This is a genomic window from Savagea serpentis, from assembly GCF_015351395.1.
In the GTDB taxonomy this organism is placed as follows: Bacteria; Bacillota; Bacilli; order Bacillales_A; family Planococcaceae; genus Savagea; species Savagea serpentis.
Window position 1 is genome coordinate 39,429 of sequence record NZ_JADKPV010000004.1, and the last position, 21,656, is coordinate 61,084.

Below are 21,656 nucleotides of genomic sequence, written 5' to 3' on the forward strand. Positions count from 1 at the left end.
TCCCGTTTCACGGTCTTAATTTTTCAGTTCTATTTATTATACCATAGTCTTCCATCATTCCGCATGTACTTCTAGTTCTTTTTTTCGCGACGAATGTCCGCTCCGAGCGCATTCAATTTATCAATCAAGTCGCTATAGCCACGCTCGATATGATAAATGTCTTCCACTGTCGTCGTCCCTTTCGCTAATAAACCAGCTAAGACGAGCGCCGCTCCTGCTCGTAAATCCGATGCGCGAACAATCGTCCCGTCTAAACGAGCAGGACCGTTAATGATGGCTGAGTTGCCTTCAATCTTACCTTTTGCATTCATTCGCTTTAATTCGTCAATTTGTTTAAAGCGCGCTGGATAAATCGTTTCCGTGACGACCGACGATCCTTCCGCTTGCGTTAACAATACGCTAAATGGCTGTTGTAAATCGGTCGGAAATCCTGGATAGACGAGCGTTTTTAAATTGACCGCTTGAAGCGGTTGTTTGCGTTCTGGAATGTAAATTTGCTCTTCTCGCTCGATTACTTCTACGCCGAGTTCACGCAATTTTGCTGTTAAAGCTTCCATATGGAGCGGGATGACATTATCGATCGTCACGCCTTGTCCTAGTGCAGCGGCCATAATCATATAAGTTCCTGCTTCGATGCGATCTGGAATGATCGTGTGGCGCGTACCTGTCAATTGATCTACGCCATTGATGCGGATGACATTCGTTCCCGCACCTTTAATATCAGCCCCCATATTCGATAATAATGTCGCGACATCGATAATCTCGGGTTCTTTTGCGGCATTCTCGATAATCGTCTGTCCTTTTGCACGAACAGCGGCCAACATAATATTGATTGTTGCACCGACGCTCGCCACATCCAAATAAATCTTCGCACCGATCAATTCATCCGCCCGCAAATAGATCGAGCCATGTTCGTTCGTCACTTTCGCACCGAGCGCTTCAAATCCTTTAATATGTTGATCAATCGGACGTGGCCCTAACGGACAACCTCCTGGTAAACCGATCACCGCTCGCTTAAAGCGTCCGAGCATTGCGCCCATTAAATAGTACGAGGCGCGCATTTTTTTAATATCTCCATTTGGTAAGGCCATCTCTTCCACTTCAGAAGGGTCAATCGTCATCACACCCTCTTCGAATGTCGAAGGGGCGCCGATTTGCTCCAATAAACGTTGTAATGTGTGCACATCTGATATTTCAGGTAAACCGTCAATCGTCACAGGAGAATCCGCGAGCAGGGCTGCTGGGATGAGTGCGACCGCACTATTTTTAGCTCCGCTCACTTTAATCGTTCCTGATAATGGACGTCCCCCTGTAATGTTATATACGTACTCGCTCATTTAAAATGTACGACCTTCCCAGTCTTTGACGAACTGTTCAATTCCCGCTGTCGTTAAAGGATGGTTGAACAATTGTTGAATGACATTGTAAGGCGTTGTCGCGATGTGTGCACCTGCTAAAGCTGCTTGTGTGAAATGTTGTGGATGACGAATCGACGCTGCAATAATTTGTGTGTCGATGTCATGAATCGCAAAGATTGTCGCAATTTCTTCGATTAATTCCACCCCGTTTTGACCGATGTCATCGAGTCGACCGATAAATGGTGACACGTATGTCGCTCCTGCACGTGCTGCGAGTAGTGCTTGATTTGCGCTAAAAATGAGCGTGACATTCGTCTTAATACCTTCTTTCGTCAATGTCGAACAAGCTTCCATCCCTGCTGGTGTCATCGGCAATTTCACCGTAATATTCGGTGCGAGCGCTGCGAGTTCACGCCCTTCTTCAATCATTCCTTTTGCGTCAAGTGCAATCACTTCACCGCTCACTGATTCAAAGCCGAGTGCTGCAATTTCTTTTAAACGATCATGGAATGAAACATTTTCTTTCGCTACGAGTGACGGATTTGTCGTAACCCCTGCAATAATTCCTAATTGATGTGCTTCTTGAATGTGTTGTAAGTTTGCTGTATCGATAAAAATACGCATATACGCTTCCTCCTTCTGAAATGGAAAAGAAGGAGACTCGCAAGAAATAAATTCCTTGCGCCTCTCCTCTTACTTTTGACTTATGCTTTTTGTGAACTACCAAATTCGCGCATTTTACCGATTACCGTTTGTTTAATCGTTTCGCGCATTGGGCCTAAATATTTACGTGGGTCATACACTTCTGCATCATTCGCAAGAACTTCACGCACTGTTTTCGTTCCTTCAATTTGGTTTTCTGTGTTGACGTTAATTTTTGCCGTTCCGAGTGAGATTGACCGTTGGATATCTTTCAATGGGATTCCTGTTCCACCGTGTAAAACGAGTGGTAAATCCGATTGTGATGAAATCTCTTCCATCTCTTTGAATCCTAAGTTTGGTTCACCTTTATATGGTCCGTGAACGGATCCAAGTGCTGGCGCTAAGCAATCGATGCCTGTGCGCTCTACAAGTTCTTTACACTCTGCAGGGTCTGCGTAGATGACGCCATCTGCGATAATGTCGTCTTCTTGTCCACCGACAACGCCGAGTTCTGCTTCGACTGACACACCTTTTGCATGCGCATAGTCGACGACTTCTTTCGTAATGCGAACATTCTCTTCGAACGGTTGGCTTGAAGCGTCAATCATGACAGATGTGAAACCTGCTTCAATCGCTTCTTTACATTTTTCAAAGCTTGAACCGTGGTCAAGGTGAATGGCAACGGGAACTGTAATGTTTAAGTCTTCCATCAATCCTTCTACCATGTTTACGACTGTTTTGAAACCGCTCATGTAGCGCGCAGCCCCTTCAGAAACCCCTAAAATTACCGGTGATTTCTCTTCTTCTGCCGCTTGTAAAATCGCTTGTGTATATTCTAAGTTGTTTAAGTTAAATTGGCCGATTGCATAGCCTTCTTTTTTCGCTTTAATCATCATATCTTTCATAGATTCAAGTGCCATTTTTAAATTCCTCCTCAAAGTTTGTTTGTCAACTTTTCAGTTCAGCATTTCGTTCTTATCATATCAAATATGCGGTGTTTTGACTACTCGTACATGTTTTCATTTTCTTTTAGAGCGCTTTTGACTACAATGGCTAAAGAGGTGACTACAATGAAAATGTTAACGACACAATTGTCCGGACTTTTAACACGTCTTGCGGAACGTGAACAATTTGCGATTGAAGAGACAGCTCGCTTACTCGCACAAGCGCTCGCGAGCGAGGGTCGCATCATCTTTTACGGAGTGGAGGAGCTCGCTGCCGTGACAATGCGGGCACAGCTGGGAGACGAAGCGCTGCCGTCTGTGATTCCGTACGAAACTGGCATGAACTTTCATCATACAGATCGCGTCTTAATAATGGGTAAGCGCGAGCATCCTGAAGAAGCACTCCAACTTGCCAAGCAATTGCACGATGCATTCATTCCTTTCGCTGTAATTGCAAGCGCCAAAGAAGAGGACGATGCACTCGCTCCATTTGCGTATACATATGTCTCGACAGCAATTACGCGCGGGCTTTTGCCGACGGAAACAGGAGATCGTACCGTCTATGTCGATTTAATTGCAACGCTCTTCATCTTTGAAGCGATGAAACAAATGATGGATGAAATGATTCTCGATTTTGAAGATTGACTATCGCTATCGCTTATCTCCAGTTTATCTCTTTCTAAAAACGGGAAAATAGCACTAAATGCAGGGGACGATTTTTTCGTATAATAGAAAGACAAAGGGGTGTCAGCAATGAAATGGTTGTTCCATGTAGGTAGTATGATATTCTTTTTAGTATTGGTTTATTTCCTTTATAATCGTGGGCTAGGTGTAATTCCATTCTCTTTAGCTGCACTCTATTTTGGGGTTATAAGCATTTCGGAATATCGCCGAATGAAAAAAGAGAAAAGATAGTAGCATATGAGGCAATTTTTTGTATATAATGTAAGTTGCGCTTCTAACGGAAGGCGCCTCGCATATACGAAATAGATGCGAACTTGTTTGAATGAGAAAGGACGTGCACGTATATGATAGATATTACGAACATGACAAAAAAACAACTTAAAGAAGAATCATTAATCGATTTAGCTTATGTTCTTTTAACGAGCAATAAAAAACCTGAGACAGTGCAAGATTTATTTGATGACATTCGTCGACTAACAGGATTTACGATTAAAGAGATGGATCAAAAGAAACTTCAATTTTACACGGATATGAATATTGACGGTCGCTTCTTAGCATTGAGCGAGGGTTTATGGGGACTTCGCGAATGGTATCCAGTCGACCAAATTGCGGAAGAAACAGCTCCAGTCGTTAAAGTACGTAAGAAAAAGAAAAAAGCATATGAAGAAGATGAATTGTTAGACGAAGAAGTATTCGAAGAAGATTATGAAGAATTAGGCGAAGAAGACCTCGAAGATGATGAGGATGAGGACGAGGAGGATGAAGTATTCATCGAACCTGAAGCCGACCTTGACGAAGACGATTTAATTGAAGAAGAAGAGGAAGAAGGCCTTGAATTGATCGATGAAGACCTCGAACTCGATGAAGATGATGAGGACGAAGATGAGGATGAAGAAGAAGTTTTATAATTTTTTTGGAGAAAACTTGACTTCAAGTCGTAGACGATTTAAGATTTTATTGGGCTCCTTAAAATAAGGAAACTTACTGAAGTATGTTTAAATGCGCTCCTATCTTGTATGAATACAAGTGTAGGGCGCTTTTTTCTTTTACTTGGAACAATAGGCAAATTAATGAATGGAGGAACAATTGATGACAAAATATATTTTCGTCACAGGTGGAGTTGTCTCATCACTAGGGAAAGGAATTAACGCGGCATCGCTCGGGAGATTGTTAAAAAATCGCGGGTTAAGCGTCACAATTCAAAAATTTGATCCGTATATCAATATCGACCCAGGTACGATGAGTCCATACCAACATGGAGAAGTATTCGTGACGAAAGACGGCGCTGAAGCAGATCTTGACTTAGGCCATTACGAACGCTTTATCGACATCGATTTAAACAAATATTCAAACGTTACGATGGGTAAAGTGTACTCACGTGTTTTATCAAAAGAGCGTAGCGGTGCATACAATGGAGCGACAGTCCAAGTCATCCCACATGTGACAAATGAGATTAAAGAACTCATTCAACGTGCGGGAAAAGAGATGAATGCGGACGTCGTCATTACAGAAATCGGTGGTAGCGTCGGAGATATCGAGTCTCTTCCATACTTAGAAGCTTTGCGCCAAATGAAAACAGACCTCGGCAATCAAGATGTTATGTACATCCATAATACACTCGTTCCGTATTTAAGTGCAGCGGGTGAAATGAAAACGAAGCCGACACAACATAGCGTAAAAGAATTGCGCTCACTCGGTATTCAGCCAAACATGATTGTGACTCGTAGTGAGTATGCAATGCCACAAGATATGAAAGATAAAATTGCACTCTTCTGCAACATCCGACCGAGTGAAGTGATCGAAGCGCTCGATGCGGAAACATTGTACGAAGTACCGCTCCGTCTTCACGAACAACAGATGGATCAAATCGTCGTCGACTTCCTCGGATTAGAATCACACGAACCTGATTTAACAGAAATCAAAGACCTCGTCGAACTCGTCAAATCACTCGACAAAAAAGTGACAATTGGGCTCGTTGGCAAATATGTGGAATTACAAGATGCGTACATTTCTGTCGTCGAAGCATTCAGCCATGCAGGATACGCATTCGGCGCAGAAGTCGAAGTGAAATGGATCGACTCGAGCGAAGTGACGAAGGACAATGTCGCACACTTCTTACATGACGTCGATGGTGTCGTCATTCCTGGTGGCTTCGGTAGTCGTGCCATTGATGGGATGATCGAAGCCGCACGCTTCGCACGTGAACAGCGCCTTCCTTTACTCGGAATCGGTCTCGGCTTACAAATTGCAGCTGTTGAAATTGCGCGCAATATTGCGGGCTTACATGATGCACATTCACTCGAATTCGACAAAGAAACGAAACATCCAATCGTTCATGTCGTACCGAATTACGATAGTGCAATCGGTAGTGAATTGCGTTTAGGTGCGATTCCATTCAATATCGAACCGAATACGAAAACAGCAGCAGCATACAACACGACAGAGGCGAGCGAACGTCACCGCCATCGTTACGAAGTGAACCCTGCATACGAAGCGCAGTTAAAAGAGGCAGGTTTCATCGTGACGGGACGCACAGAGGATGGCAATATTGAAATTATGGAATTCGAAGATCACCCATTCTTCATCGCCACACAATTCCATCCAGAATTTGTTTCACGTCCGACACGTCCACAACCGTTAATTCGCAATTTCATTGAAGCATCATTAAAGAATGAGCGATAATATTTCAACTTCCCTATTCAAGCGATAGGGAAGTTTTTTTGTCCAAAAAAACACTCATCTCCCGTACGGAAATGAGTGCTTCATTTTTAAGATGTGAGGAATCTTGAAATGACAAGCTTCTGTATTTCTTGTGTTCCTTCATAAATTTGGGTAATTTTCGCATCACGCATGAAACGTTCAACCGGATAGTCTTTCGTATAACCGTATCCACCGAATACTTGCACCGCTTCTGTCGTGACCATCATCGCTGTGTCGCCCGCCATTAACTTCGCCATCGCAGACGCTTTACTGTACGGAATGCCTTCTGTTTCGAAGACGGCTGCTTGGTACGTTAACAGACGGCTCGCTTCAATCGCTGTCGCCATATCTGCAAGCTTGAAACCAATCCCTTGTTGATGAGCAATCGGGCGTTTAAATTGAACGCGCTCTTTCGCATAATCGACCGCTGCATCGAGTGCCCCTTGTGCAATACCGACCGCTTGTGCTGCGATTCCGTTACGCCCTCCGTCCAATGTTTGCATCGCAATTTTGAACCCTTGTCCAAGTTCACCGAGCATGTTTTGTGCTGGGACACGACAGTTTTCAAAGATGATTTCCGTCGTTGGAGATGAACGAATCCCCATCTTCTTCTCTTTTTTACCGACTGAGAATCCTTCGAAATCACTTTCGACGATAAAGGCTGTCGTTTCTGGACGGTCACCTGAATCATCCGTAATTGCGAACACGACGTAAATATCAGCGATTCCACCATTCGTAATGAACATTTTCGAACCGTTTAAAATATAATCGTCTCCGTCTTTTTTCGCTGTCGTTCTCATATTTCCAGCATCTGATCCTGATTGGGTTTCTGTCAAACCGTACGCTCCGATTTTTTCGCCTGTTGCGAGCGCACGTAAGTACGTTTGCTTCTGCTCTTCCGTACCGTACTTATAGATTGGCCATCCTGCGAGGGATGTATGCGCTGATAACACGACAGAAGTCGAAGCACAGACGCGTGCAAGTTCTTCAATTGTGATGACATATGCTAAGTAGTCCATTCCTGCGCCACCGTATTCTTCGGGCCATGGAATGCCTGCGAGTCCGAGCTCCGCCATTTGGTCGAATAGTTCACGTGGAAATGTTTCGTTTTCGTCTCGTTCTGCTGCTGTCGGCGCTACCTCATTTTCTGCGAATTGGCGCACCATTTTTTGTAGCATTTTATGCTCTTCTGATAATGTAAAGTTCATCGTCTTTCCATCCTTTCTTCAAGTTGCTGTCCTCTATGTGTGAAGGTCGCGGATCGACAGTTTAGCTTACTGCTTCGGCACCTCAATCATAATCGCATCGCCTTGTCCGCCTCCCGAACAAATTGCCGCAATTCCTACTCCACCGCCACGACGTTTTAATTCATACGCTAACGTTAAAATAATACGCGCGCCACTTGCCCCAATCGGGTGACCGAGCGCCACTGCTCCACCGTTAACATTCACTTTATCATGTGGAATGTTCGCAATCTCTGCACTGACGAGTGAGACGAGCGCGAACGCTTCGTTAATTTCAAATAAATCGATTTCTTCCACTGTCTTCCCTGTCTTTTCAAGCAATTCATTAATCGCCAATCCCGGTGTTTCTGGGAAGTCTTGTGGCGCTGTCGCTATTTCCGTATGTGCGATGATTGTTGCGAGTGGCTCAATATTGCGTGATGCCGCTTCTTCATCGCTCATTAATACGAGTGCTGCTGCTCCGTCATTCACGCCTGGTGCATTCCCTGCTGTCACTGTGCCGTCTTTAACGAATGCTGGACGCAACTTCGCAAGTTGCTCTGCTGACGTGTCACGACGCGGTGCTTCGTCCGTATCGACGACTGTTTCTGCACGGCGTGTTTTCACGGTAACGGGAACGATTTCTTCCGCGAAACGACCTTCGTCGATCGCTGCAAGAGCACGTTCATGACTGCGAAGCGCCCAAGCATCTTGCGCTTCACGCGTTAAGTTAAATTTCGTTGCCGTTCCATCCCCATACACGCCCATATGCGTACCGTCTGAAAATGCGCACGTCAGTCCGTCATAGACGAGGGCGTCGATCATTTTGACATCTCCCATTTTTGAACCGAAGCGCGCCGTCTGCATTAAGTACGGCGCGTGAGACATCGATTCCATTCCACCTGCAACGACTGTTTTCACATCGCCAAGACGAATGAGTTGATCTGCAAGTGTAACCGCTCTCATACCAGACGCACAAACTTTATTCACTGTCTCCGTTGGCACATTGAATGGAATTCCTCCTGCATTGGCTGCTTGTCGTGATGGAATTTGACCTTGTCCTGCTTGCAATACCGTTCCAAAAATCACTTCATCTACTTCATCTGGCTTCACGTTCGAGCGCTCTAAAGCTGCTTCGATTGCTGCGCCCCCTAATTTATACGCTTTTTCTGAAATGAGTGAACCACCGAGTCGCGCAAACGGTGTACGTGCTCCATCTACAATTACTGTTTTCGTCATGATAAAATCCCCCTTTTAATTTTTAGTATGTAAGAGGGTGGCAGTGAATTTTTCATTCATATGCCCACCCTCAATCAAATCTTTATTGTATTTCGCCTTCTACTGGAACTTCTTCTTCCTCTTCCATTACCGGCACATAATCTTCTCCAAAAATGGAGCGTTCGAGTAATTCTGCAATGTCGTATGTGCCGACTTGGTCTTCTACTTCGATCGCTTTCGTACCGTCTGAAATCATCGTCAAGCAGTAAGGACAACCTGATGAAATGATGCCTGGGCTTACTTCCATCGCTTGTTCAGTACGCGCGACGTTAACGCGGTGCCCTGTATCTTCTTCCATCCACATGAGTCCTCCACCCGCTCCACAGCACATGCCGTCTTCGCGGTTACGTTTCATTTCCACAAGTTCCACACCTGGAATTTGTCGTAAAATTTCACGTGGTGGGTCGTATACATCATTGTATCGTCCTAAATAACATGAATCGTGGAATGTGATTGTTTCGTTAATCGCATGTTTCGGTACGAGTTTACCTCCACGTACGAGGTCATATAACAATTCTGTATGGTGAATCACTTCGATATTTAAACCGAAATCTGGATATTCATTTTTGAAAATGTTGTAAGCGTGTGGGTCAATAGTGACTAATTTTTTCGCGCCTGATTTTTCAATTTCTTTCACGTTGCCTTCAGCGAGCTCTTGGAATAAAAATTCGTTTCCGAGACGACGTGGTGTATCTCCAGAGTTTTTCTCTTTATTTCCTAAAATAGCGAATTTAACGCCTGCTTCGTTCATTAAGTGAGCGAATGATAACGCGATTTTTTGTGAACGGTTATCGAATGCTCCCATCGAACCGACCCAGAATAAATATTCGAACTCGTCACCGCGCTTCGATACTTCACGCACTGTTGGAATGTCGAGATCTGGACGAGCGTTGCGCCAGTTTTCTTTCTCTTTACGGTTTAATCCCCAAGGGTTTCCTTGACGCTCGATATTCGTCATCGCACGCTGCGCATCGGCATCCATCTTTCCTTCCGTCATGACGAGGTAACGACGGAGGTCGATAATTTTGTCGACGTGCTCGTTCATTACCGGACATTGGTCTTCACAGTTACGACAAGTCGTACAAGCCCAAATCTCTTCTTCTGTGATGATGTCTCCGATCAATTCTGGATTGTATACTTCTTCAACAGGTACGCCACCCGCTGCTTGCATCGCAAGTGCGTTCGCTTCTGAATTACCGAAAATGAATGTCGGTACCCATGGCTTTTGTTTTGTGACAACGCCACCTGTCGTCGTTAAATGATCACGTAATTTCGTAATTAAGTCCATCGGCGAAAGCATCTTTCCTGTTCCTGAAGCTGGACACATATTTGTACAACGACCACATTCTACACAAGCATATAAATCGATCAACTGTGTTTGGCGGAAGTCTTGAATCTTACCGACACCGAGAACTGGCATCTCATCGTCTTCATCCATCTCCTCTAAAGCAGAGAAATCAATCGGCTCTAAACGTCCGACTTTTTCTTCTTCGTGGAAGTACGTGTTCACTGGTCCTGCGATTAAGTGAGCGTGCTTCGACTGTGGTACATAGACTAAGAATGTTAATAAAATTAATAAGTGTACCCACCAACCGATGAAGAACACGACCGCAGCTGCTGTCGGTGACATGAAACTAAATGCGCTCGCAATGAGCGACGCCATCGGTTCTGACCATCCAGGTGTTCCGCTATGCCAAATCATGTTCATCCCGTTTGAGATGAGTGTTGACACCATTAAGCCCCCGATGAAAATTAAAACGAGTCCTGATTTCCATCCGCGTTTTAAGCGAACGAGCTTCTCAACGTAACGGCGATGGAATGCCCAAACGACCGCTACTAAAATGACGAAAACGACGATTTCTTGGAAAAATGTAAAGAATGGATAGAGCGGCCCGAGCGGTAAATGTGACCCCGGCTTCAATCCTTTCCAAATTAAATCAATCGCTCCGAACTGTACGAGTAAAAATCCGTAGAAAAACATCACGTGAATAATCCCGGATTTCTTGTCTTTCAATAACTTTTTCTGACCAAAGACGTTCACTTTGATCTGTTCCCAACGTTGCTTGAAGTTGCGATCGAATTCTTCTTTACGGCCTAATTGGATGAACTGAGTACGCGTTCGAATAAGATAGACGAACAATGTAAGCGCATACGCAACAACCGCTAAAAATAAAATCCAGTTCGCAATTAATAATGTGTTCATTTCTAATCCTCCCCCTTAAACATGTCAATCGAAATTTTATGAATAAACTTTCCCTATACATCTATACTAAAATATGAATGGTCATTCAGTCAACTATATTCTGAAATAAATATTCAAAATTGCCCGAAAGCATGAATAATCTGTACTTTTCTACACCTTTCGGGCAATGATGAGTTAATATAAATATTTCGGCATTCCATTTCGCGGATCAATCACTGTTGCAACACGCACTTGAAATAACTGTTCAACGAAGGACTGTGTCAAAATATCGGCAGGCTTTCCGTAAGCAATCGGTAATCCAGCACGTAAAACGAGTACGCGGTCACAATAATGGAGCGCGTCATTGACATCGTGAACGATGACGACACTCGCTTTGTTCGCACGTTTCGCATAGAGAAGATGCTCAAAAAACTGAGCGCGATAATGCAAATCGAGATGCGTAGTCGGCTCATCGAACAAAATGAGTGCTGATTCCTGTGCGAAAGCTTTTGCCATATAGGCTCGCTGTAATTCTCCCCCAGATAAATATGCAAGTGGCATATTTTTGTAAGCGCTTAACGCAAACCGTTCTAACACTTCTTTTAAAAAGGCTTGTTCTTGTTTAGCGTCTGTTGTTCTTACTGCGTAACGAGCGGTCTCCACTAAATCATATACCGTTTGTCCCATCGTCTGCGTCTTCATTTGACTTAGTAAAGTCACGTGACGGGCGCGCTCCGATGCTGTCATTTTTTGTGCGTTTATCCCATCTATTGTAACCGTTCCACTCTGAATAGGATAGAGGTTTAACAAACTTTTTAAAAACGTTGATTTTCCTGAGCCGTTCGGACCGAGTACACCGAGCACTTCTCCGCGCGCAAGTTCAAGGTCAATCCCGCGCAATTGAAAGGCTCCGACCTTGACATGTAGTTGTTCAACTTTAAGCATGATGCGCCTCCTTACGTAAACGAATATAAACGATTAAAAAAACAGGAACTCCGATAAATGATGTCATAATGCCGAGCGGTAGCTCAGTCGGTGCGAGCACAGTTCGCCCAATCCAATCCGCTAACATTAAAAAACTCGCCCCGTTCAGAAATGACAACGGCAATACATATTTATGATGAAAGCCGACAAATAATCGCGTCACGTGCGGAATAATTAAACCGACGAAGCCAATCATTCCTGAAAAGGCGACCGCGCTCCCGACGAGCAACGATACCGCGATAAACATATTGCGCTTCAATCGTTTCACATCGACACCGACGATGTGCGCTTCTTGCTCGCCTAAGCTGAACGCATTTAAAGCGCGCGCTTGCGACCAAATATAGAGTGATAGTAAGAGGATAATAGGTGCGATGATGAGGACGGCAGACCATCCTTTCATCGAGACACTCCCCATTAACCAAAATAAAATCGGGCGCGTTTCATCTGGTGAAAAAAGCAAGATGAGCGAGGTGAACGCTGATAAAAAAGCACCCATCATGACACCGACTAACAGTAAAGTCTCCATCCGCATTTGCATGTCGATGAAACGCGTCAATACGAAAACGATGAGCATAGCAAGAAGCGCACCGAGCGTCGCAAAGCCGATGATCGTCCAACTTCCTAAAAAAGAGAAAGAACAAGCAATCGCAATCGTTGCGCCTACCGATGCCCCGGAAGAAACGCCGAGCGTAAACGGGTCTGCAAGAGGGTTTTGTAAAAGTGACTGCAATACGGCCCCTGATATAGCAAGTGCGCCCCCGATAAGAGCTGCGAGCACGACACGAGGCATGCGAATTTGCCATAAGATTGACGTGTATACGCCTTCTTCTTGAAATAAGAAAGCAGTCCACGGAATGCGGACTGCTCCTCCAATCGTCGCGATGACGAAAATAACGCTACTTCCAATTAGGAGCGATAGCACCGACCATCGCTTAGTCATGAAAAGCCTCTGGATAAACCGCTTCAGCTAATTGGCGCAAACCTTCTGATAAGCGTGGACCTTGACGGCTCAATAAATTTTCGTCCACTTGAACGACCGCATCTTGTTGAACAGCTTTCACTGCATCAAAAGCAGGACGCGCTTTCACTTGTTCGATAATATTCGGCACATAGTCATACATGATGACGATGACGTCTGGATTTTCCTCAACGATTGCTTCAGGACTCATCTCCACCCAACCTTGCTCTTTTACAACGTTTTCTGCATGCATGATCGACAACATTTCATCGATAAATGTGTCTGTTCCTGGCGTATAAATATGTGGAAGGTCAGACGTTTCGACGAAGACGCGCTTCGGTGTGTCAATCGCTTCCGTCGCACGAAATACTTCGTCGACCGCTTCTTGCATCTCTTTCACCATTTGTTCCGCTTCTTTCGTGCGATTGACAACTTCCCCAAGCATTAAAATCGTGTCATATGTTGCGTCAAAGCTTGCCGCATTCGCCACCGTATAAACAGGAATCCCTGCTTGACGCAATTGCTTAAGACCATCCGCTGCGCTAGCATTTAATTCATGTGCTACTACGAGATCAGGCTCCAACGCCAAAATCGCCTCGACATTGAACTCCATGCCGCCAATTTTTTCTTTCGTTTCCGCTTCTTTTGGATAATCATCAAAATCAGAAACACCGATGATGCTTTCATCTAAGTCGAGCGCGAATAAAATTTCTGTATTGCTCGGCATGAGCGAGACAATTCGCTTCGGTTCTTCAGATAATGTTATTTCATTGTCGAATGAATCAGTCGTCGTTAACGGATACGTTGTACCGTCTACTACCGACTGTACCGTACTTTCATCATTCGGCTTTAACTCAGGTTCTGCCGAACATCCTGCAAGCACTAAAAATAGAGCCATCCACAATGAGAATGCATATTGTTTTTTCATTTTTCTTCCTCCTTTATAACCGTTCGACTTCCTTCACACATGCAAGAGGACAGCTTGACACTCGTACCGAGCGAGTGGTGTGAAAAATGAGGCAGGTCTCCTGACTGACGCATGATGAATGCCCCCTTCCCGAAAGAGTCCTATTCTTCCAGTGGTCTTTGGCATTCCAAACGCTTCACAGTGGCGGGCCCGTAGATGATTTTCACATCTTTCCCTATTCTCTCGCAAACGCGAGCACCTCATCTTTGAAGTCCGTTCTTATTATACACAAAAAGAGCGAACCGATTAAAAATCAGTTCGCTTTTTATCACAATAGCTTACATTTTTTCTGGCGCTGCTACTCCGACTAAACGAAGAGCGTTCGCAATCGTCTGTTTCGTCGCCGTCACAAGCGCAAGACGAGCTGCTGAGCGATCGAGTTGTTCCGCATCGATCACTTTTTGCGCATTGTAGAAGCTGTGGAACGTCGATGATAATTCTTGTACGTACGTCGTAATGCGGTGCGGTGCACGTGCTCGCGCGGCATCTGATACGAGTTGTGGGAAGTCGCCCACTTTACGCATCAATTCAATTTCTTTTTCTGATGTTAATAACGAAGCTTGTTCTACGTCAGCTTCCATATTTTGCTCCGCCGCTTGACGTAAAATCGAAGCGATACGAGCATGTGCGTATTGTGCGTAATAGACTGGATTTTCATTTGATTGAGATACCGCAAGATCTAAGTCGAAGTCCATTTGCGTATCGCCTGAACGCATCGCAAAGAAGTAACGAACGGCATCGAGTCCGACATCTTCCACAAGTTCACGTAACGTCACTGCTTTGCCTGTACGCTTACTCATTTTGAAAATTTCACCGTCTTTAAACAGTTGCACCATTTGAACGACTTCTACTTCTAACGTATCACGGTCATATCCGAGCGCTTCAATCGCTGCCTGCATACGTGGAATGTAGCCGTGATGATCGGCTCCCCAAATGTTGATGAGCTTTTCAAAGCCACGGTCAAGTTTGTCTTTATGGTATGCGATATCTGGAGTTAAATACGTGTATGAACCATCTTGTTTAATGAGTACACGGTCTTTATCGTCACCGAATGTCGTTGAACGGAACCATGTCGCGCCTTCTTCTTCATATACATGACCGTTCGCGCGCAAGGCATCGAGTGCTGTATCGATTTTTCCGCTTTCATAAAGCGATGTTTCAGAATACCAACGATCGAATGATACGCGGAAATTCGCTAAGTCTTCTTTTAACTTACCGAGCTCATAAGCGAGTCCTTCTTGACGGAACGCTTGAAGACGCTCTTGTTCGTCCACGTTCAACCATTTGTCTCCATCACGCTCTGCAATTTTTTGCGCTAAAGCGATAATATCCGCTCCTCGATATCCATCTTCCGGCATTTCTTTCTCTTGGCCGAGCGCTTCTGCATAACGAACGTCGATCGACATCGCCAAGTTATCGATTTGATTCCCTGCGTCGTTAATATAATATTCACGATATACGTCGTAGCCTGCTGCATCTAAAATATTGCAGAGAGAATCTCCAAGGGATGCACCACGTGCGTGACCTAAATGAAGATCTCCTGTCGGGTTCGCCGAAACGAATTCAACTTGAACTTTCTCTCCTTGTGCTGCATTAGAACGTCCATACGCTTCTCCTTGTTCGAGAACCGTTTTGACAACGTCTGCTAAGTAGTCTTTTTTCACGCGAATGTTCATAAATCCAGGTCCTGCAATTTCAATCGATTCAATCCATTCATTTTCCGGTAAATGTTCGAGAATCGCTTCTGCAATTTGGCGTGGGGCACGTTTCGCTACTTTCGTTAATTGCATCGCTACGTTCGTCGCGTAGTCTCCCATCTCTTTATTGCGCGGTGTTTCTAAGTGAATGTTTAAATCTTCTGGTGCATCCGTTAGTTGTGCAGCGATTACCGCTTCTTTCAATGTCGCTTTAATTTGTTCTTCTACTTGTTGTACTGCGTTCATTTTGTCGCCTCCGTATAAGTTAATGCGAGCTCGTATGTACCGAGCTTATCTTCATTTGCATAGAGATGATATGTAACGTCGATAGAATATTGATCTTCTTCACGTCTTACGAGCAATCGTTCTGCTTCACTCTCTAACTGCATGTTCATTCCGTTATTTGAATATGTCGCTGCACGACGTAAACCGATTGTGAGCGGTAATTTCATCGTCACTGCCCCTTTTCGAAATATGACGAGTTCGCGTTCAGACACTTTCAATGTCGTTTGAATGACTTCACCTGACATGCGGTCGTCGTACCGAATATACGTAGAACGCGCTTTTTTAAAAAGCGTACCGGCTACTTTTTGATATTCAATCATCGGTTCATGACCAGGGTGTTGAATAAGTGAACGAATTTTCAATTGAATCGCTTGTTCCATCTTGTCACCTACTATCTTCTTCAGTCTTTATTCATTATAACGTTCTCCTGCGAGATTGCCTATCGTTCTATAATTGAAAAAAGCTCTCCTTTCTCATAATGAGAAATGGAAAGCCTTCTGTTCGAACGTACATGAGTAAGATGCTTGGTTTCTTAAACATATTCGTTCAATGTCCTAGCTTACAATATAAGCTGTATTTATTAGTTTACTTCCTTTCGGACTGACATTCAACCACTTCTGAAAAACTATCGACAAAATGTCACGCTTTGTTCATATTATACTCGTAATTGTTCGTGTAACTCCGCTTCGCTACGCTCCCACATTTCTGCGTTATGACTTTCTAAAAACTTCGCCAATACGCGCTTTGATGCATCATCCATTTGGTCGACGATAATGCGTCGCTTCATCGAACGGTCTAAGTTATTCACGTGATCAGCTAAAATTTTATAGCCACGGCGCTTTTCACGGTTGACGACGAGCTCACATGCTGTCATTCCTGCATAGTACGGCCCATCTTCTTTAAAATCAATCGTCACCCAAACGAGCCAGTACGGTTTGCCACCTTCTGAATCCGCTCGATTGTTCGTAAATTTAATACCTCGTTCTGTCGGACCACGCGCATGCATCGCCCCTACTTCAATATATGCTTCTTCTTCTTGAACATCGATAAACAACGGTGTGACATTCTCGAGAGAAATTGAACCGATTCCGAACCCTTTATGACCGTCTGTCGGATCGTCCTTTATAATCGTGAAAGACATTTTTTTATTCGACATCATTTTTACCTCCTTCAATTCTGCTATACTATATACTATACCGAATATTCATGAAAAGAGGGAAATCAAATGCCGATTGTAACTGTACAAATGTTAGAAGGACGCACAGAAGAACAGAAGCGCGAACTTTGTGACAAAGTGACACAAGCCGTGTCAGAATCAGTAGGCGCGCCTGCTGAAGGAATTTGGGTCGTCATCGAAGAAATGAAAAAAGAAAACTTCGCAAAAGTTGGCAAACGCATTAGCGACCAATAAAAAAAGAAGGGATCTCCCTTCTTTTTTTATTGAATGATATTTGCGAGTTCTCCCATATAAGTGAATGCTTCTTCAAACTCTTCATCCGTGTAATTCAATTTATTTTTGACAATTTTCACCTTTTCAATTTGCGCTTCTTTCGACAATTCGTCGAAATAATATAATGTCGACACGAGCTCTAAAAAACGTGAGCTTTTCGACTGCATACTTTCGATGAGCGCTTCAGGAATAAACTGCTCATCGGTAAATGCTTCCGCAAATTCAAGACCAGATGTCGTCGCTTCATAACGATAGACGACGTATGAACCTTTATCTTCTAACGCCTCTTCTAGAAATCCGAGTTCACACAATTCCTCAATGCGACATGTCAATTCTTCTGAATAGGGACCGTACATGTGCAAATGATATTTTTCATTAAAAGGGACTCCACAACGCTTCGCAATATAAATCATCTTTTGTAATTTTTTTCGTCCGCGCACTTCTGTCGCTTTGCGAATGAATTGGACGAGCTTCGCATGATCTTGTAACACGTTCACCACTCCTATTTCTCACCAATCAATTGCAATATCGCCGCATAGTGCGGATTCGTCTCCGCTCCACGCCTTAACACATCTTCTGGATAATATATTTTATGGTCTGTTCGTCTTTTCCCCGAAATGGCTTCGACAATCTCGGACTTTCGGGACAATTCTTGCAGTGTGCCATCTGGCATTTGTAAATGAATCGGAATTCGCTCATTCTCTTCCCCTGTCCGATAAAAATCATAAGGCAAATCGGAAGATGAATCCGTTACTAAATAGTATGTCGGATCGAGTCCTGCACGTTCAAATAGCTTTTGAAGCTTACCAAATTTTTGGTACTCTGTCGCTGGGTCAAATTCCGCATATTGAAACAAACGTCGATTAATAAATCGCGTACATAAATCTGATAAAATCGCGTCTTTTTCCCGTTGCCAAAGTTGGAAAGAAGATAATAAAACACTCTCATCCAATGCGACATAATCTTCCACCGTCACACGCTCTTTGAAAAATGGAATGAATAGTGTCGGATTCGTCTCAAATATGTACCCTTCTTGATACAACTGTCGCGCGCGATGCAAAATTTTAATTAAAATGACTTCCGCACTGCGCGATACCGGATGGAAATACACTTGCCAATACATTTGATAGCGACTCATAATGTAATCTTCTACCGCATGCATGCCGCTATATTTAATAACGGCTTGTTCTTCCGTCGGACGCATGACACGCAAAATACGCTCCATATCGAAATGACCGTAACTCACTCCCGTATAATACGAATCGCGCTGCAAATAATCCATGCGGTCTGCATCGATTTGACTCGAAATTAAACTGACGACCAACTTATCACGATACGTCTTTTCAATGACATTCGCTACTCGTTCCGGAAAATCGGGGGCGACCCGTGACAATACTTCATTCACTTCTGTATTTCCTAGTAAAATCGCTTGCGTATACTGTTCATGATCGAGCTCAAACACATTTTCAAATGCATGTGAAAACGGTCCGTGGCCCAAATCGTGAAGCAAGGCAGCACAAAGTGTGACGAGGCGTTCTTCTTCTCGCCATTCAGTTCGTCCTGTAAATACATCGTCGACGATGCGACGTACGATTTCGTACACGCCGAGTGAATGTTGAAAACGGCTATGTTCCGCCCCGTGGAAGACGAGATATGTCGTGCCGAGTTGACGAATGCGACGCAAACGTTGAAATTCTTTCGTTCCGATGACATCCCAAATGACACGGTCGCGCACATGGATATAATGGTGAATCGGATCTTTAAACACTTTCTCTTCTGTTAGTTTTTGTTCACGATATGGAATCATCGCACACCTCCTGCAATGCCTATGATAGTAAAAAGCCCAACACTTACGCTGAGCTCCGTTCATTTAGCGAATAATTTATCATTTCTTTTAAAAATCCGTCTTAAATAATAATCATACCATGTCAGTTCTTCATCTGTGAATGGATGATGTTCAACTTGATCTGCAAGTAAATGAATGAGTCGCTCCGTACGGTGTACGATGTCCGCTACTGTAAATTGTTCATCTAATAATTCATTTAATGATGCCATCACTTCTGGCTTAATATCAGGATAAATGAATTTCGTCTCTTCTCCTTGTAACCCGATGTCATACAATTCACGGACGAATTCGGCACGTTCGCTTCCGCTTCCTTCGATGCTTAAATAAATTTGTACTGCGATGCCGTTGCGGACGCGCCGCTGGGAAATGCCTGCGAATTTTTTGCCATCGATGCTTAAATCATAACTTCCTGGACAGTACGAACCGATGATTTCGTAAGCCTCAATCCGTCCTTCCGCTTCTGGGAAGAGCAGTTGAACGAATAGTAACATCGCTTCATATCCATCGTTAATGTCAATCGCTCCGACATCTTCTGGAAAGACGAGCGTAATATTTAATACCCCGTCATCTAATGCCACCATTAAACCACCTGAATTGCGTACGATTGGGGTATACCCTCTCGTGCGACAATAATCCATCATCTCTTCTACATATGGTAAGCGATAATCTTGAATGCCGAGTACAATCGTCTGATCGTGCACCCACGTGCGAACGATCGCCTCACTCATTTGCTGGCCGACGATGTGACAAAGTGTATCATCTGTCGCAAACGATTCTAATGCTGAACGTGAGCGCGAGATGAGCGATTCATCCATATAACGCCACGTCTTTCGATATAACATACGTTCAATTTGATCCATTGTGCTTCTCCCTATCGTTCAAATTCTTCTTTTAGCATATCAGCTTTTTTCCATAGACAAAAGAGACAGTTGTAAAAAGCTCAGGAAGAAGTCGATTCGTTCATGGCAAATTGATGACAGGGGGGCTTGAAAGCATAACTTTTAGTAAAGATGTGCTACACTTGGCATGAAACTATTTTTAAAAGGAGAGTTGACTAAAGTGAATGAAGAAATGAAAAAAGAGCTCGCAAAGTCCGCACAATTGGCGAACGAAGCAGCTCAAACTTTAGATGGTTGGTACGTATTACATGATTTGCGTTCTGTAGATTGGGCGAGCTGGAGAATGCTTGCACAAGAAGAACGTAACACAATCGTTCAAGAATTCGTTGCGTTTTTAGACGAACTCCAAAAAGCAGACGACGAAAAAACAGGAAGCCACGCTTTCTACACAGTAATCGGACAGAAAGCAGACTTCATGTTAATGATGCTTCGTCCTACATTAGATGAACTTCAAGTACTTGAAGCGAAGTTCAATAAGCTTGCGATTGCAGACTTCTTAGTGAAAGAATACTCCTACTTCTCAGTCGTTGAACTTTCAAACTACTTAGCAGGTGAATCTGACGAAGACCCATACGAAAACCCATACGTTCGTGGACGTCTTTACCCTGAACTTCCACGTCGCCCTTACATTTGCTTCTATCCGATGGATAAAAAGCGTGAAGGCAATGATAACTGGTACATGCTCGATATGGAAACACGTCGCAAACTCATGTACAGCCACGGTTTAATCGGACGTAGCTACGCTGGAAAAGTCAAACAAATCATCTCAGGTTCAGTCGGTTTAGACGACTATGAGTGGGGCGTTACACTTTTCGCAGACGACGTTCTCCAATTCAAAAAATTAATTTACGAAATGCGCTTTGATGAAGTGAGTGCACGTTACGGCGTGTTCGGTTCATTCTTCGTCGGTCATTTACTTGACGGCGACGCTCGCGCACAATTTTTCGCACTATAAGTCATACAAAGCACCGATTCTACTTCAACTAGGATCGGTGCTTTTTTTGGACTTGTTCTTCTTTAGTGTAAAAAGATTAGATGAACAGAAGATGAACAAAAAAAACGCCCTTCTTCATTCTGAAGAAGAGCGTAACAGGACGAAATTATCGCTTCACGATCGCGACGATGAACAAAATCCATCCAATCATAAAGAGCACGCCGCCGAGCGGTGTAATGAGACCGAACTTTCCGAGGCCGCCTCCTGCAATTGTCGTCACATATAAACTACCTGAGAAACAAATAATGCCGAGAATGAATAAGTTCCCTGCCCATTTGAGCATCGGTGTTTCGCCGAAAAAGGATGAACTCATTAAAATACCTACAACGAGTAATGCAAGCGCGTGGTACATATGGTACTGAACTCCTGTTTCCCACACTTTTAAATATTTATCTTCAACTTTTCCTTCTAAGCCGTGCGCTCCGAAGGCACCGAGTGCGACTCCGATGACGGCATTGATCGCACCTGCGATTAAATAAAATGGCATGTGTTTCGACTCCTTTTTCAATTGTTTACTAGTTTCTAGTATATCACTTTCGCGCGAAAGCTTTGTGAATTTCACATG

21 protein-coding genes and 1 riboswitch are annotated in these 21,656 nt (G+C 43.9%); of the genes, 5 read left to right on the top strand and 16 right to left on the bottom strand.

Features of this window, described 5'->3' with window-relative positions:
• Positions 1–71: 71 nt before the first annotated feature.
• From IRY55_RS08655 to IRY55_RS08665, 3 genes are all read right to left on the bottom strand, one after another.
• A complete protein-coding gene (locus tag IRY55_RS08655) occupies positions 72–1,337 on the bottom strand; it encodes a UDP-N-acetylglucosamine 1-carboxyvinyltransferase (protein WP_194562915.1) in 1,266 nt (421 codons plus the stop codon).
• Positions 1,338–1,982 (bottom strand): fructose-6-phosphate aldolase, encoded by a 645-nt coding sequence (fsa, locus tag IRY55_RS08660; protein ID WP_194562916.1) that lies wholly within the window; start codon positions 1,980–1,982, stop codon positions 1,338–1,340. It abuts the gene before it with no gap.
• Positions 1,983–2,062: 80 nt separating this feature from the next.
• Positions 2,063–2,920, bottom strand: a complete 858-nt coding sequence (locus IRY55_RS08665) for a class II fructose-bisphosphate aldolase (protein ID WP_194562917.1) — start codon at positions 2,918–2,920, stop codon at positions 2,063–2,065.
• A gap of 150 nt (positions 2,921–3,070) precedes the next feature.
• On the opposite strand from IRY55_RS08665, the gene IRY55_RS08670 reads away from it, so the two are divergent.
• The 3 genes from IRY55_RS08670 to IRY55_RS08680 all read left to right on the top strand — a co-directional run bounded on the left by IRY55_RS08670 (position 3,071) and on the right by IRY55_RS08680 (position 6,310).
• Entirely contained in the window at positions 3,071–3,589 is a 519-nt protein-coding gene (locus tag IRY55_RS08670; protein ID WP_194562918.1) for a DUF2529 family protein, read from the top strand.
• A gap of 383 nt (positions 3,590–3,972) precedes the next feature.
• Positions 3,973–4,536, top strand: a complete 564-nt coding sequence (gene rpoE, locus IRY55_RS08675) for a DNA-directed RNA polymerase subunit delta (protein ID WP_194562919.1) — start codon at positions 3,973–3,975, stop codon at positions 4,534–4,536.
• 181 nt (positions 4,537–4,717) lie between these two features.
• A complete protein-coding gene (locus IRY55_RS08680) occupies positions 4,718–6,310 on the top strand; it encodes a CTP synthase (protein ID WP_194562920.1) in 1,593 nt (530 codons plus the stop codon).
• A gap of 86 nt (positions 6,311–6,396) precedes the next feature.
• Here IRY55_RS08680 and IRY55_RS08685 read toward each other — a convergent pair whose 3' ends face one another.
• The 9 genes from IRY55_RS08685 to IRY55_RS08725 form a co-directional block, all read right to left on the bottom strand.
• Positions 6,397–7,536, bottom strand: coding sequence for an acyl-CoA dehydrogenase (locus IRY55_RS08685; protein ID WP_194562921.1), 1,140 nt, complete (start codon positions 7,534–7,536; stop codon positions 6,397–6,399).
• A gap of 66 nt (positions 7,537–7,602) precedes the next feature.
• Positions 7,603–8,790 (bottom strand): acetyl-CoA C-acetyltransferase, encoded by a 1,188-nt coding sequence (locus tag IRY55_RS08690; protein WP_194562922.1) that lies wholly within the window; start codon positions 8,788–8,790, stop codon positions 7,603–7,605.
• 82 nt (positions 8,791–8,872) lie between these two features.
• The gene (locus tag IRY55_RS08695) at positions 8,873–11,032 is read right to left on the bottom strand and encodes a (Fe-S)-binding protein (protein WP_194562923.1); all 2,160 of its coding nucleotides are present in this window, start codon (positions 11,030–11,032) and stop codon (positions 8,873–8,875) included.
• Between the two features lie 174 nt (positions 11,033–11,206).
• A complete protein-coding gene (locus tag IRY55_RS08700; protein ID WP_194562924.1) occupies positions 11,207–11,956 on the bottom strand; it encodes an ABC transporter ATP-binding protein in 750 nt (249 codons plus the stop codon).
• Positions 11,949–12,935 carry a FecCD family ABC transporter permease gene (locus IRY55_RS08705; protein WP_194562925.1) on the bottom strand — a complete coding sequence of 329 codons (987 nt, stop codon included), beginning with the start codon at positions 12,933–12,935 and terminating at the stop codon, positions 11,949–11,951. Before IRY55_RS08705 ends, IRY55_RS08700 begins: the two co-directional genes overlap by 8 nt.
• Positions 12,928–13,881, bottom strand: a complete 954-nt coding sequence (locus tag IRY55_RS08710; RefSeq protein ID WP_194562926.1) for an ABC transporter substrate-binding protein — start codon at positions 13,879–13,881, stop codon at positions 12,928–12,930. Before IRY55_RS08710 ends, IRY55_RS08705 begins: the two co-directional genes overlap by 8 nt.
• A 73-nt stretch (positions 13,882–13,954) precedes the next feature.
• Positions 13,955–14,138, bottom strand: a riboswitch (cobalamin riboswitch).
• Positions 14,139–14,198: 60 nt separating this feature from the next.
• The gene (argS, locus tag IRY55_RS08715; protein WP_194562927.1) at positions 14,199–15,863 is read right to left on the bottom strand and encodes an arginine--tRNA ligase; all 1,665 of its coding nucleotides are present in this window, start codon (positions 15,861–15,863) and stop codon (positions 14,199–14,201) included.
• The gene (locus tag IRY55_RS08720; RefSeq protein WP_194562928.1) at positions 15,860–16,282 is read right to left on the bottom strand and encodes a DUF1934 domain-containing protein; all 423 of its coding nucleotides are present in this window, start codon (positions 16,280–16,282) and stop codon (positions 15,860–15,862) included. Before IRY55_RS08720 ends, argS begins: the two co-directional genes overlap by 4 nt.
• 275 nt (positions 16,283–16,557) lie before the next feature.
• A complete protein-coding gene (locus tag IRY55_RS08725; RefSeq protein WP_194562929.1) occupies positions 16,558–17,058 on the bottom strand; it encodes a YwhD family protein in 501 nt (166 codons plus the stop codon).
• 69 nt (positions 17,059–17,127) lie between these two features.
• On the opposite strand from IRY55_RS08725, the gene IRY55_RS08730 reads away from it, so the two are divergent.
• Complete coding sequence (locus tag IRY55_RS08730; protein ID WP_194562930.1) at positions 17,128–17,313, top strand: 2-hydroxymuconate tautomerase; 186 nt, start codon at positions 17,128–17,130, stop codon at positions 17,311–17,313.
• A gap of 26 nt (positions 17,314–17,339) precedes the next feature.
• On the opposite strand, the gene IRY55_RS08735 is transcribed toward IRY55_RS08730, so the two are convergent.
• The 3 genes from IRY55_RS08735 to IRY55_RS08745 are packed head-to-tail and all read right to left on the bottom strand — an operon-like array spanning position 17,340 to position 20,049.
• Positions 17,340–17,843 (bottom strand): YwgA family protein, encoded by a 504-nt coding sequence (locus IRY55_RS08735; protein ID WP_194562931.1) that lies wholly within the window; start codon positions 17,841–17,843, stop codon positions 17,340–17,342.
• Between the two features lie 11 nt (positions 17,844–17,854).
• Positions 17,855–19,159: an HD domain-containing protein gene (locus IRY55_RS08740; RefSeq protein ID WP_194562932.1), complete on the bottom strand. Its 1,305-nt coding sequence runs from the start codon at positions 19,157–19,159 to the stop codon at positions 17,855–17,857.
• A 59-nt stretch (positions 19,160–19,218) separates the two neighbouring features.
• On the bottom strand, positions 19,219–20,049 hold the full coding sequence (locus IRY55_RS08745) for a lipoate--protein ligase family protein (protein ID WP_408015164.1): 831 nt from the start codon (positions 20,047–20,049) through the stop codon (positions 19,219–19,221).
• 220 nt (positions 20,050–20,269) lie between these two features.
• On the opposite strand from IRY55_RS08745, the gene hemQ reads away from it, so the two are divergent.
• Positions 20,270–21,052, top strand: coding sequence for a hydrogen peroxide-dependent heme synthase (hemQ, locus tag IRY55_RS08750; protein ID WP_194563084.1), 783 nt, complete (start codon positions 20,270–20,272; stop codon positions 21,050–21,052).
• Positions 21,053–21,197: 145 nt separating this feature from the next.
• Here the strand turns inward: hemQ and IRY55_RS08755 are convergent, their stop codons facing one another.
• On the bottom strand, positions 21,198–21,578 hold the full coding sequence (locus tag IRY55_RS08755) for a DUF423 domain-containing protein (protein WP_194562934.1): 381 nt from the start codon (positions 21,576–21,578) through the stop codon (positions 21,198–21,200).
• Between the last annotated feature and the right edge of the window lie 78 nt (positions 21,579–21,656).